A 14,107-nucleotide genomic window follows, 5' to 3' on the forward strand; every position below is an offset into this window, starting at 1 on the left:
TCATTGAAAGAGTGCGTAATAGCTCACTAGTCGAGAGTCCCTGCGCCGAAAATGTCCGGGGCTGAAACACGACACCGAAGCTTAGGAATGTGTAAACATTGGTAGAGGAGCATTGCTGGCGGGATGAAGCCATACCGTAAGGAGTGGTGGACTGCTAGGAAGAGAGAATGCCGGAATGAGTAGCGAGATGAAGGTGAGAATCCTTCAGGCCGAATATCTAAGGTTTCCAGAGTAAAGCTGATCTGCTCTGGGTAAGTCGGGACCTAAGGCGAGGTCGAAAGACGTAGTCGATGGATAACAGGTTGAAATTCCTGTACCGCATATAAACAGAACTGTGGGGACACAGACAGGGAATGGAATCCGGGAATGGAAATCCCGGTGCAAGCGAGGTAGGAGTGCTGTTGGCAAATCCGCAGCACGATCTGAAGACGTGACGCGTACCGAACATAAGTAGGGAAGTCCAGGCCCCTGGCTGTCAAGAAAAGCCGCTATTGTTTTATATGTGCCCGTACCGCAAACCGACACAGGTGGATGAGGAGAGAATCCTAAGGCCGACGGGAGAAGTATTGTTAAGGAACTCGGCAAAATGACTCCGTAACTTCGGGAGAAGGAGTGCCATGAGAGTGGCCGCAGAGAAATGGCCCAAGCAACTGTTTAGCAAAAACACAGGTCTATGCAAAACCGCAAGGTGAAGTATATGGGCTGACGCCTGCCCGGTGCTGGAAGGTTAAGGGGAGAGGTTAGCGCAAGCGAAGCTTTGAACTTAAGCCCCAGTAAACGGCGGCCGTAACTATAACGGTCCTAAGGTAGCGAAATTCCTTGTCGGGTAAGTTCCGACCCGCACGAAAGGCGTAATGATTTGGGCACTGTCTCAACGATACACCCGGTGAAATTGAAATACCAGTGAAGATGCTGGTTACCTGCGCCAGGACGGAAAGACCCCATGGAGCTTTACTCCAGTTTGATACTGGGATTCGGCATGGTATGTACAGGATAGGTGGGAGACTGAGAAGGTATGACGTCAGTTGTACCGGAGTCGCTGTTGGGATACCACCCTTACCATGTTGGATTTCTAACCTGTGGCCGTAAACCGGTCAGGGGACAATGTCAGGCGGGGAGTTTGACTGGGGCGGTCGCCTCCGAAAGGGTATCGGAGGCGCTCAAAGGTTCCCTCAGAATGGTTGGAAACCATTCGAAGAGTGCAAAGGCAGAAGGGAGCTTGACTGTGACACCGACGGGTGGAGCAGGTACGAAAGTAGGACTTAGTGATCCGGTGGTATAAAGTGGGATTGCCATCGCTCAACGGATAAAAGCTACCCTGGGGATAACAGGCTTATCACTCCCAAGAGTTCACATCGACGGAGTGGTTTGGCACCTCGATGTCGGCTCATCGCATCCTGGAGCTGTAGCAGGTTCCAAGGGTTGGGCTGTTCGCCCATTAAAGCGGTACGCGAGCTGGGTTCAGAACGTCGTGAGACAGTTCGGTCCCTATCCGGCGCAGGCGGAGGAAATTTGATAGGAGCTGTCCTTAGTACGAGAGGACCGGGATGGACGGACCGCTGGTGTATCTGTTGTACTGCCAAGTGCATAGCAGAGTAGCCAAGTCTGGAAGGGATAAACGCTGAAGGCATCTAAGCGTGAAGCCCCCCTAAAGATAAGATTTCCCATACCGAAAGGTAGTAAGACCCCTTGAAGACGACGAGGTAGATAGGGCAGAGGTGGAAGTACGGTAACGTATGGAGCTGACTGTTACTAATCGGTCGAGGCTTTAACCAAAGAAGGCTGAGTGTAAGAGATGTAGAAAGATTCTTGTATGTTGTTTTGAAGGTATATCCTTTACAATTTAATAAAGGGGCATAGTTTCAATGGTAAAACATCGGTCTCCAAAACCGCAGTTGGGAGTTCGAGTCTCTCTGCCCCTGTTACGAAAACAGATTGAATTTTATTTAGTCTGTTTTTTCTTTTTATAGGAAAAGAAAGCGTATGTCAGATTTTACCCTTTGAATTTTAGCAAGATTACTTTGTGAAATGTTACAAAAATATTACGAAATACTACAAAACCACTTTACAAAAGAAGAATAATGTGTTAAATTTAATAAATGTAACAGAAATGTAACAAAATATCAAAGAGTAGAATTGAGGCAGAATTATGATAAAGACAATAAAGAAAGTAGCTGTTATAATAATGACAGTCGTAATAATGATATCGACAGTTACGATAGCTGATCAAGCATCGTCGACAACCGTTCAGGCAGCATCAGGGTACAGTGGAAAGATTTATAAACACTGGTGCAAATTAAGAACAGCAAAGTCTAAACGTTCTAAAACGATCAAGAAACTAAGTGTAGGAACAAAAGTTACAGTATTATCAACAAGTGGAAGCTGGAGAAAAATTAAAGTTGGTAACAAAACTGGATATGCATTAAAAAAGTATGTTTATATCAGTACAAATGCACCAAAACTTACGGGAAGTACTTATAACAAAGGACAAACCGTTGCAAGTTTTGCACAACGATTTGTTGGGAATCCATATGTATGGGGAGGAACAAACTTGAATACGGGAGCGGATTGTTCAGGATTCGTAAAAAGCGTCTATAAGTCATTTGGATATAATCTTCCAAGAAGTTCATCCTCACAAAGAAGTGCAGGACGTAAGGTTTCTTACAGTAATAAACAGCCAGGAGATCTGATCTGTTATAGTGGGCATATTGCTATTTATATAGGCAATGGAAAGATTGTTCATGCAAGTTCAAGAAAAACAGGAATTAAGATTTCGCCAAAGGCTAATTATCGAAAAGTACTTTCTGTAAGAAGAATTGTAAAATAATTAAGAAAGCAGGATAAGATATGAGATATGAAGGAATGATCTATCGGCCGCCAAGTGAAGCATACAGTCTGATCGTACAGGTAACGATCGGATGTAGTCAGAATCGTTGTATTTTTTGCAGCATGTTTAAAGAAAAACGATTTAGGATCAGAAAAGTAGAAGAAGTCTTAGAAGATTTACAAGATGCAAGAAATAAGTATCGATATGTAGAGAAGATTTTTTTGGCAGATGGAGATGCATTGATTTGTAAGATGACAGATCTTGAAGCAATCCTTCACTTTATCAAAGATCAATTTCCAGAATGTAAACAAGTAACTTTATACGGATCGCCAAGAAGCATTTTGATGAAACAACAAGAAGATTTTGACAAATTAAGAGAACTTGGAATATCTATGATCTATATGGGATTGGAATCAGGAAATGATGAAGTCCTTACATATATGAAAAAAGGTGTAACATCACAAGAGATGATAGAGGCAGCACAGAAAGTAAAACAGGCAAAGATCCGTTTATCTGTGACAGCTATATCAGGGTTAGGTGGAAGACGGCTATGGAAGGAACATGCAAAAGATACAGGACTTGTTTTATCTCAGATGAAGCCAGATTATATAGGATTGCTTACATTAATGATAGAAGAAGATCTTCCGTTAGCAGATAAGATCAGAAGCGGAGAATTTGAACTGTTAAATCCATATGATATTTTGATCGAGACAAAAGAAATGTTAAAATATATGGATTGCCCAGATTGTATTTTCAGATCGAATCATGCATCTAATTATGTGAATTTAAGAGGAACATTAAATCAGGATAAGGAAGCAATGATCAATCTGTTAGACGAAGCAATCAAAGGAAATGTTCATTTGAAATCAGAGTGGATGAGGGGATTCTAATATAGCTAGAATCAAGGAACGAGACAATAGGAATATTATGAGCCTATTGTCTCGTTCCTTTTTATGCAGAGAAACTCATAACTTAATGAATTCAGGTTTCTTATCTCGAAAGACGGTATAATAACGAATTCCAAGATTAGACAGAAAATCAGGTAATTTATAAAAATCATAAGCCATATGTTTTGGACAATGGCCATCAGATCCGATCGTAATAATTTCACCACCAAGTTCTATATATCTTTTTATGATCTCATGATGAGGATTTGGATCACTCATTCCATATTTAAGTCCAGCAGTATTCACTTCAATACCTTTGCCATTTTCAATGATCATCCTTAAAATGGCATCTAAAAGATCAGAATAATCTCTATAATGGAATTCAAAAGAAGGATCCTTGATATAACGTGCAGCATAATCAAGATGTCCATAGACACAATAATGATTAAAAGAAGAAATATTTTTTAAGATATCTTCAAAATAATGAGCAAGTCCCAGACGGGCAGGATATGTTTCAAAATAAATCGCATCATATGGATCCATAAAATCAACAATATGAGTAGAACCAATGATAAAATCAAAAGGCTCATCCTTGACGAATGCAGCACATTGATCTAGGGTTGTTGGCATTAATCCAAGTTCCACTCCATAATTGATTTCAATCTGATCCTGATAGTGTTCTTTCATTTTAAATATTTCTTCTTTATAGGAAGGAAGATCTAGAAGGAAATCAAATCCATCAGGATTAACAGGATAATCAATATCATGATGCTCTGTAAAACAAATAGTTTTAAGACCAAGTGAAACAGCATGTCGGATCATTTCTTCCATAGGAGATTCAGAATCGGAAGAAAAGCTGGTATGTAAATGATAATCTGCAAGAATCATAAAAAACTCCTTTGTAAATAGTTAATATAATACTTTTATTATATACATTATGACAGAAAGGTAAAGAAAAAATAAAATCTATGTAAAAAGTTCTTTAAATATAAGAGTAGGTTTGTTAAAATTATTTATGTCGGAATAACGACAAATGAAATATATGTGGGAGATCCAATAAGAGGGTCTGTAAAAACACAGGAGGAATCGTAAAAAATGAATACACTAACACATGTCGGTAATCTGTTTGCGTTTATCGGCGGACTTGGAATGTTCCTGTATGGAATGGATATCATGGCATCAGGACTTCAAAAGACAGCAGGAAATAAGATGAAAGACCTGCTTGGCTATTTAACAAATAATCGTATTTTAGGTGTACTTGTAGGAGCACTGGTTACAGCAATTATTCAGAGTTCATCAGCAACCACTGTTATGGTTGTAGGTTTTGTAAATGCAGGGATTATGAATCTTACACAGGCAGCCGGTGTTATCATGGGAGCCAATGTAGGTACAACGATCACGGCATGGCTGGTATCAGCTAATGAATGGGCGGGAGCGTTAAAACCAGATTTTTTTGCACCATTTATTTTAGGAATCGGAGCTTTCATCATCACATTCTCTAATAAGCAGAAGATGACACAGAAAGCGGAGATTGCCGTCGGATTTGGTATTTTATTTATTGGATTATCATCTATGTCATCATCCATTGGAGTATATCAGGATAGTCCGGTATTCTACAAAGCATTTCAGGTATTAGGAGGAAATCCGATCCTTGGTATTTTAGTCGGCGCTGTTGTTACAGCGATCATTCAGAGTTCATCTGCATCTGTCGGTATTTTACAGACATTAGCGATGAGAGGAATCGTAAACTGGAGATCAGCGATCTTTATTACGTTAGGGCAGAATATTGGTACTTGTATCACAGCAATCTTATCTAGTGCGGGTGCAAATAAAACAGCAAAAAGAGCAGCTGTGATCCATTTAAGTTTTAATGTATTAGGTGCAGCTATTTATGGGGTGATCATGACGATTTTCTTTGGAATCTTCCCAGATCTTGCAATGCAGCATATATCCAGTACACAGATTTCCATTTTCCACTCGATCTTTAACATATCTGTGACGATACTGTTATTCCCATTCGCGAATGCATTGGTAAAATTATCTGGACTTATCATTCGTGAAGAGCCAGTAGAAGACGAAGAAGAAGAACCAGAAGAGAAAGCATTACGTCACTTAGATCCACGTATTCTTGAAACACCTGCATTTGCAGTTGAGAATGCAGTGAAAGAAGTGGTACGTATGGGTGAAATCGTATTAAAGAATTTAAATCGTGTAACAAAAGAAGCAATGAGTGGAGAACCAAGACAGAGTAAGATCGATAAAGTTCATAATGATGAACAGGTGATCAACCATTTAGAACCAATGATCACAGAATATCTTGTAAAGATCAGTCATTTGGCGATCACAGAAAAAGAGATGAAAGTTGTCAACAATCTGTTTGATTCGATCACAGATATTGAGCGTTCAGGAGATCATGTAGAGAATATGGCAGGATATCTGCAGCATATCAAGGATATGAATGAAAATATTTCAGAAGATGCGATTGAAGAGCTTAGAAATATGAATAATATTGTAAGAGCTGCATTTGAGTCAGCAATCCGTGCGATTGAATTTGACGATACCAAAGAAGCAAAAGAAGCATTATCTTATGCAGAAGATGTATATTGTACAAGAAAGATCATCAGAAAGAGACATATTCAGAGAATGAAAGATGGAGATTGTTCTCCAGATATTGGTGTATATTTCCTTGATATCATTTCCAGTATGGAAAGAATTGCAGGATATGCATTTACAATTGCAAGATACATTTTAAGTCAGAATGATGAAGAAGAATAAGGAAAAGTTTTTTATTCATTGTGCCGAAGAAACGGGATAAAATTTGGTAGAATTGTACAAAATCGTTTTATTGTATACATGATAAAAATACTAAATTTCACTTGAATTTTTTGTCAGTATTGTTTAAAATAAAAAGGAAGTTTGTCAATAGATTAACAGATTGGCAAATCCATCAAAATTTAATTAATCAAGACTTAGGAGGAATTTGAGATGGCAGTTAAAGTAGCAATTAATGGATTTGGACGTATTGGACGTCTTGCATTCAGACAGATGTTCGGAGCAGAAGGATATGAAGTTGTAGCAATCAACGATTTAACATCTCCAAAGATGCTTGCACACTTATTAAAATACGATTCTTCACAGGGAACATATGCATTAGCTGACAAAGTAGAAGCTGGTGAAAACTCTATCACAGTTGATGGAAAAGAAATCACAATCTACGCTGAAGCTGATGCTAAAAACCTTCCATGGGGAGAACTTGGAGTAGACGTAGTACTTGAGTGTACAGGATTCTACACATCTAAAGAAAAAGCATCTGCTCATATCGAAGCAGGAGCAAGAAAGGTTGTTATTTCTGCACCAGCAGGAAACGATCTTCCAACAATCGTTTACAATGTAAACCATGAAGAATTAAAAGCAGAGGATACAGTTATTTCTGCTGCATCTTGTACAACAAACTGCTTAGCACCTATGGCTAAAGCTCTTAATGATCTTGCAGCAATCAAATCTGGAATCATGTGCACAATCCATGCTTACACAGGAGATCAGATGACTCTTGACGGACCTCAGAGAAAAGGTGACTTAAGAAGATCTCGTGCAGCAGCAGTTAACATCGTACCTAACTCTACAGGTGCTGCTAAAGCAATCGGACTTGTTATTCCAGAATTAAACGGAAAATTAATCGGATCTGCTCAGCGTGTTCCAACTCCTACAGGATCTACAACAATCTTAACAGCAGTTGTTGAAGGAAATGTAACAGTTGATGAAGTAAACGCAGCTATGAAAGCAGCTCAGACAGAATCTTTCGGATATAACACAGACGAAATCGTATCTAGCGATATCGTAGGAATGAGATATGGTTCTTTATTCGATGCTACACAGACAATGGTTCTTCCATTAGATAATGGAACAACAGAGGTTCAGGTTGTATCTTGGTATGACAACGAAAACTCTTACACAAGCCAGATGGTAAGAACAATCAAATACTTTGCTGAATTAGCTTAATTTGATATTGGAATGAGGACAGGCCTGTAATTATACAGTGTAATAAGACTCAGATAAGGGGTCCGGTCTTTTGGACCGGGCCCCTATTTTTAATCAAGGATTGAGAAACCCTGATCAATTAAGATATGCCTTATGGCATACAATCTTAGGAGGAAAAACGAAACATGTTAAACAAAAAATCTGTAGATGACATTAATGTAGCAGGAAAGAAAGTCTTAGTACGTTGCGATTTCAACGTGCCTTTAAAAGACGGACAGATTACAGATGAAAATCGTCTGGTAGCAGCACTTCCAACAATCAAGAAACTGATTTCTGACGGTGGAAAAGTAATCCTTTGCTCTCACTTAGGAAAACCTAAAGGAGAACCAAAACCAGAATTATCTTTAGCACCAGTAGCAGTACGCTTAAGCGAACTGTTAGGACAGGAAGTTAAATTTGCAGCAGATGACAATGTTGTCGGAGATAATGCAAAAGCAGCAGTAGCTGCTATGAAAGATGGAGAAGTAGTACTTCTTCAGAATACTCGTTACAGAGCAGAAGAAACTAAAAATGGTGAAGCATTCAGCAAAGATCTTGCAAGCCTTTGTGATGTATTTGTAAACGATGCGTTTGGTACAGCTCATAGAGCACACTGCTCAAACGTTGGTGTAACAGAATATGTTGACACAGCCGTTGTAGGATATTTAATGCAGAAAGAGATTGATTTCTTAGGAAATGCGGTTAATAATCCAGAAAGACCTATGGTAGCCATCTTAGGTGGAGCGAAAGTTGCTGACAAATTAAAAGTAATTGATAACTTACTTGAAAAATGTGATACACTGATCATCGGTGGAGGAATGGCTTATACATTCTTAAAAGCACAGGGATTAGAAGTTGGTAAATCTTTAGTAGACGATGAAAAAATCGACTATTGTAAAGAAATGATGGCAAAAGCAGAGAAATTAGGAAAGAATTTATATCTTCCAATCGATACAACAGTAGCAGACGGATTCCCAAATCCTATCGATGCTGAGATCGAAGTATCTGTTGTAGCAGCTAATGCAATTCCAGCTGATAAAGAAGGACTTGATATTGGACCAGCTACATGTGAGAAATTCGCAGAAGCAGTAAAAACTGCTAAAACAGTTGTATGGAATGGACCTATGGGTGTATTTGAAAACCCTATCCTTGCCAAAGGAACAATTGCCGTTGCTCAGGCTTTAGCTGATACAGATGCAACAACAATTATCGGTGGAGGAGACTCTGCAGCAGCTGTTAACCAGTTAGGATTTGCAGACAAGATGACACACATCTCTACAGGTGGTGGAGCTTCTCTTGAATTCTTAGAAGGAAAAGATCTTCCAGGTGTAGTAGCAGCCAACGACAAATAATCATTGCATTTAAATATTTAATATTTAATACACTTTATAAACAAAATGTCAAGAAAGAAGGATATTAGTCTTATGCGTAAAACAATCGTAGCAGGAAACTGGAAAATGAACAAAACTCCTAGCGAGGCAAAAGCATTAATCGAAGAATTAAAACCATTAGTAGCAAGTGAAACTTCTGATGTAGTATTCTGTGTACCAGCAATCGACATTCCAGCAGCAATTGAAGCAGCAGCAGGAAGCAACATTGCAATCGGTGCTGAGAATATGTACTTTGAAGAAAGTGGAGCTTACACAGGAGAAATCGCTCCTAATATGTTAACAGATCTTGGAGTAAAATATGTTATTCTTGGACATTCTGAAAGAAGAGAATACTTTGCTGAAACAGACGAGACTGTTAACAAGAAAGTATTAAAAGCTTTTGAACATGGAATTACACCAATCGTTTGCTGTGGAGAAACTCTTGCTCAGAGAGAACAGGGAGTTACAATTGACTTCGTTCGCCAGCAGATCAAGATTGCATTCCAGGGAGTAAGTGCTGACCAGGCTAAGACTGCAGTTATCGCTTATGAGCCAATCTGGGCTATTGGAACAGGTAAAGTTGCAACTACAGAACAGGCTCAGGAAGTTTGCGCAGCAATCCGTGCATGTATCGCAGAAGTATATGATGAAGCTACAGCAGAAGCAATCCGCATTCAGTATGGTGGATCTGTATCTGCAGCTAGTGCACCAGAATTATTTGCACAGCCAGATATCGACGGTGGATTAGTTGGTGGAGCATCATTAAAACCAGACTTTGGTAAAATCGTAAACTATAAATAAATTTGATTAATTAAATGATGGGTCCCTCGGATATTGAATATCCGGGGGATTTTTTCTTTTTTATATAATGGTAGAATTCGTTAAAAGATTAAAGAAATAAAAGACTAGAAGCAAGAAATAAATCGGTTTATAATAAGATCAAGCACAAAAAAGATTCCGAGAGTAGATGAAAAGGGGGCATATGATATGGAGAAATACAAAAGAATTTTTGTCATTGTCTTAGATTCCTTAGGGATCGGAGAAATGCCAGATGCAGCCAGATTTGGAGATCATGATGTAGATACCTTTGGGCATATTTGTGATACCGTGGGAACGTTAAATATTCCAAATCTAAAAAAACTTGGACTGTTAAATTTACATCCAACAAAAGAAATGGAAGACGAAGGACATCCAATCGCCTACTATACCAGATTAAAAGAAAGCAGTAACGGAAAAGACACCATGACAGGACACTGGGAGATGATGGGACTTAAGATCGAGAAACCATTTCTTACCTTTACAGACACAGGTTTTCCACCAGAATTGATCCATGAATTAGAAGAAAGATGTGGAAAGAAAGTCATTGGCAATAAATGTGCCAGTGGAACGCAGATTTTGGATGAATTAGGTGAAGAAGAGATCAAAAATGGTTCAATGATCGTATATACATCTGCCGATTCTGTGATGCAGATCTGTGGAAATGAAGAAACTTTTGATCTTAAGAATCTTTATCGCTGTTGTGAGATCGCAAGAGAGCTTACGATGAAAAATGAATGGAAAGTCGGAAGAATCATTGCAAGACCATATGTGGGAAAGAAAAAAGGCGAATTTGTAAGAACAAGCAATCGAAGGGATTATGCTTTAAAACCATTTTCAAGAACTGCTTTAAATGCATTAAAAGATGAAGGATTTGACGTAATTTCAGTAGGAAAGATCAATGATATTTTCTGTGGAGAAGGAATCACAAAAGCATATCATTCTGAAAGCTCTGTGCATGGAATGCAGCAGACCGTGGATGTATGCAAAGAAGATTTTCATGGACTTTGTTTTACCAATCTGGTAGACTTTGATACACTCTGGGGACATCGAAGAAATCCAGTCGGCTATGCAAAAGAGATCGAGAAATTTGATGTTGGTTTAGGAAATCTGTTAGAAGTTTTAAAAGAAGATGATTTATTGATCATCACCGCAGATCATGGAAATGATCCAACTTATACAGGAACAGACCATACAAGAGAATACACACCATTTATCGCATATTCAAAGTCTATGAAAGAAAATGGAAGGCTAGAAGATCAAGATACATTTGCAGTGATCGGAGCTACGATCGCAGATAATTTTGGTGTCACGATGCCAGAAGGAACGATCGGAATATCTTTATTAAGTCAATTAAAATAGTACAACTGAAATAAAAACACCACAGAAGGAAATAAAGATCTCCTGTGGTGTTTTGTTTATAATTTGGTATGTATATTATTCATCTAAAATCGAATCCATAAAAGAAATAATACCAGCTTCCACCTCATCTTTGATTTCATCATAATTATGAATCTCATGGCGGTAACCAGAATAAACACGAGTTTTTACTGTATGTCCAGTATCTACAAGCCAGTTGGTAACTTCATAAATACCTTTTCCGTATTCACCAACAGGATCCTGATCTCCACCGATATTATAAATAGGAAGATCAGAAGGAACCTTGCCAGCCCATTCCGTGCCAGTGATCGCTTTCATCATCTGGACAAAATAAAGCAGAGATTGATTTGTAGTTGGCCGGGTAAATGCATCAAATGGATCTTCTGCATGATCTCGCTGAACATAAGGATCAGAACAGATCCATTCATTGCCTATGGAAATATTACCACAACGTTCACACATCCAGCCCATTAGATCAGCAGTAAAGGAAGGGTCAGATTCTTTCCCTTTTCCTTCAGCTACAGCAGCCAATAAGGCAGATTCAGCTTCTGTAGCACCACGGAAATGACCAGCTGTACCACAGATTGTGATTCCTGCAAGTTCTTCTCCATATTTTGCAGCAAAATCTCTCGTAATAAAAGATCCCATGCTGTGTCCAAACATAAAATAAGGAAGATCAGGATACATTTTGCTGACGATTTCTTTTAACTTATGTTCATCTTCCATCATCGTATGGAAACCAGCATCACCCCAGTCACCCCAGGTATCATTATACATTGCAGTTTTTCCATGTCCAACATGGTCATCTGCAGCAACGATATACCCTGCATCCATAAATTTTACGATCATATGGAAATAACGACGGGAATGTTCACCAAAGCCATGGATCACCTGTGCAATTCCTTTTGGTTTGCAGGCAGGTACATAAACCCAACCTTGCACCTCATCACGGTCATTAAAGGAATGAAAACTAACTTCATGAAGCATACTAAGCACCTCCAAATCTGTAAAAACTAATATGCAAGCAAAGAAAAGACGAATCAACATATTAGTTATATAAAATTGTATCTGAATATATTATACTCCAGATTAAAATGTACGTCCATAAATACAATCATATAATAGTTGAATTTCAAGAAGAAAATCGTTATAATATTAACGGACATAAAATAAGATTAATTTTTGGGAAATGAAGGAGAAAATAATGAGTAAAAAACCAACAGTCCTGATGATTTTAGATGGATATGGATTAAATGAAAACAAAGAAGCCAATGCAGTAGCAGAAGCAAAGACTCCTGTAATGGATAAATTAATGAAAGAATACCCATTCGTAAAAGGAAATGCATCTGGAATGGCAGTAGGACTTCCAGAAGGTCAGATGGGTAACTCTGAAGTAGGGCATATGAATATGGGTGCAGGACGCATCGTATATCAGGAATTAACAAGAATCACAAAAGAGATCCAGGATGGAGATTTCTTTAAGAACGAAGCAATGTTAGAAGCAATTGAAAACTGCAAGAAGAATGGTTCTGCATTACATTGTTTTGGATTATTATCAGATGGTGGAGTACACAGCCATAATACACATTTATATGGCGTTCTTGAAATGGCTAAGAGAAATGGTCTAGAGAACGTATATGTTCATTTATTCTTAGATGGACGTGACACAGCTCCAACATCAGGAAAAGGATTCATTGAAGAATTATTAGCGAAGATGGATGAGATCGGAGTAGGTAAAGTGGCATCTATCTCTGGACGTTACTATGCAATGGACCGTGACAATCGCTGGGATCGTGTACAAAAAGCATACAATGCGATCGTTATGGGACAGGGAAATACAGCTGACAGTGCGATCGATGCAATTGATGCTTCTTACAAAGAAGATGTTACAGACGAATTCGTGGTACCAACAGTTATTGTTGAAAATGGTGAACCAGTTGCAACATTAAAAGAAAACGATTCCGTTATTTTCTACAACTTCAGACCAGACCGTGCAAGAGAGATCACACGTTCTATCTGTGATGATAAATTCGACAGTTTTGATCGTCCAAACGGATACTTCAAGACAACATTTGTATGCTTCACAGAATATGATGTGACAATCCCTAACAAATTAGTGGCATTCCACAAAGTAGAGATCAAGAATACATTTGGAGAATTCCTTGCACAGCACGGATTAAAACAGTTACGTTTAGCAGAAACAGAAAAATATGCTCATGTAACATTCTTCTTTAACGGTGGAGTCGAAGAACCAAACGAAGGAGAAGACAGAATCTTAGTAAAATCTCCAGCAGTAGCAACATATGATCTTCAGCCAGAGATGAGTGCTCCAGAAGTTGGTGCAAAACTTGTAGAAGCGATCAAATCTGACAAATATGACGTGATCATCATGAACTTCGCAAACAGCGACATGGTAGGTCATACAGGAATCGAAGAAGCAGCGATCAAAGCGGTAGAAGCAGTTGACAAATGCGTTGGAGATGCAGTAGAAGCAATCAAAGAAGTAAATGGACAGATGTTTATCTGTGCTGACCACGGAAATGCAGAGCAGTTAAAAGACTATGAAACAGGAGCTCCATTTACAGCACATACAACAAATCCAGTACCATTTATCCTTGTAAATGCTGAAGAAGGATTAAAATTAAGAGAAGGTGGATGCTTAGCTGATATCGTACCTACATTAATCGAGTTAATGGGAATGGAACAGCCAGCAGAAATGACAGGAAAATCCCTGATCGTAAAATAAGATCTTAAAAAGACATCTTGAAAGAATCAAGAGAACAAGATATAATAAGAATAACGGCAAAGGC

General features: G+C 38.6%; 10 protein-coding genes, 1 tRNA gene and 1 rRNA gene (1 of these 12 running past the window's edge). 10 read left to right on the top strand and 2 right to left on the bottom strand.

The window, feature by feature from the left end; all coding sequences use genetic code 11:
• From QUE18_RS04775 to QUE18_RS04790, 4 genes are all read left to right on the top strand, one after another.
• Nucleotides 1–1,776: ribosomal RNA gene (locus QUE18_RS04775) — 23S ribosomal RNA — on the top strand; it begins 1,112 nt to the left of the window's first position.
• Between the two features lie 74 nt (nt 1,777–1,850).
• Nucleotides 1,851–1,922, top strand: a tRNA-Trp gene (locus QUE18_RS04780).
• Nucleotides 1,923–2,149: 227 nt separating this feature from the next.
• Nucleotides 2,150–2,827, top strand: a complete 678-nt coding sequence (locus QUE18_RS04785) for a C40 family peptidase (RefSeq protein WP_008393497.1) — start codon at nt 2,150–2,152, stop codon at nt 2,825–2,827.
• A gap of 20 nt (nt 2,828–2,847) precedes the next feature.
• Complete coding sequence (locus QUE18_RS04790) at nt 2,848–3,717, top strand: radical SAM protein (protein WP_040344008.1); 870 nt, start codon at nt 2,848–2,850, stop codon at nt 3,715–3,717.
• A gap of 75 nt (nt 3,718–3,792) precedes the next feature.
• On the opposite strand, the gene QUE18_RS04795 is transcribed toward QUE18_RS04790, so the two are convergent.
• Nucleotides 3,793–4,602: a histidinol-phosphatase HisJ family protein gene (locus QUE18_RS04795; protein WP_009203122.1), complete on the bottom strand. Its 810-nt coding sequence runs from the start codon at nt 4,600–4,602 to the stop codon at nt 3,793–3,795.
• A 207-nt stretch (nt 4,603–4,809) separates the two neighbouring features.
• Here QUE18_RS04795 and QUE18_RS04800 point away from each other — a divergent pair, with 207 nt between their 5' ends.
• The 5 genes from QUE18_RS04800 to QUE18_RS04820 all read left to right on the top strand — a co-directional run bounded on the left by QUE18_RS04800 (nt 4,810) and on the right by QUE18_RS04820 (nt 11,279).
• On the top strand, nt 4,810–6,489 hold the full coding sequence (locus tag QUE18_RS04800; protein ID WP_009203121.1) for a Na/Pi cotransporter family protein: 1,680 nt from the start codon (nt 4,810–4,812) through the stop codon (nt 6,487–6,489).
• Between the two features lie 210 nt (nt 6,490–6,699).
• Nucleotides 6,700–7,713: a type I glyceraldehyde-3-phosphate dehydrogenase gene (gene gap, locus QUE18_RS04805; RefSeq protein WP_009203120.1), complete on the top strand. Its 1,014-nt coding sequence runs from the start codon at nt 6,700–6,702 to the stop codon at nt 7,711–7,713.
• A 164-nt stretch (nt 7,714–7,877) separates the two neighbouring features.
• Nucleotides 7,878–9,083 carry a phosphoglycerate kinase gene (locus QUE18_RS04810; RefSeq protein WP_009203119.1) on the top strand — a complete coding sequence of 402 codons (1,206 nt, stop codon included), beginning with the start codon at nt 7,878–7,880 and terminating at the stop codon, nt 9,081–9,083.
• Between the two features lie 72 nt (nt 9,084–9,155).
• A complete protein-coding gene (gene tpiA, locus QUE18_RS04815; protein WP_009265097.1) occupies nt 9,156–9,902 on the top strand; it encodes a triose-phosphate isomerase in 747 nt (248 codons plus the stop codon).
• Between the two features lie 186 nt (nt 9,903–10,088).
• Entirely contained in the window at nt 10,089–11,279 is a 1,191-nt protein-coding gene (locus QUE18_RS04820; RefSeq protein ID WP_009203118.1) for a phosphopentomutase, read from the top strand.
• Nucleotides 11,280–11,354: 75 nt separating this feature from the next.
• Here QUE18_RS04820 and QUE18_RS04825 read toward each other — a convergent pair whose 3' ends face one another.
• Nucleotides 11,355–12,284, bottom strand: a complete 930-nt coding sequence (locus QUE18_RS04825; RefSeq protein WP_207641992.1) for an alpha/beta fold hydrolase — start codon at nt 12,282–12,284, stop codon at nt 11,355–11,357.
• 217 nt (nt 12,285–12,501) lie between these two features.
• Between QUE18_RS04825 and gpmI the strand changes: the two genes are divergently transcribed.
• Nucleotides 12,502–14,043 (top strand): 2,3-bisphosphoglycerate-independent phosphoglycerate mutase, encoded by a 1,542-nt coding sequence (gene gpmI / locus QUE18_RS04830; RefSeq protein WP_015530867.1) that lies wholly within the window; start codon nt 12,502–12,504, stop codon nt 14,041–14,043.
• The last annotated feature ends 64 nt before the right edge of the window (nt 14,044–14,107 follow it).

This window comes from Anaerostipes hadrus ATCC 29173 = JCM 17467, assembly GCF_030296915.1.
In the GTDB taxonomy this organism is placed as follows: Bacteria; Bacillota; Clostridia; order Lachnospirales; family Lachnospiraceae; genus Anaerostipes; species Anaerostipes hadrus.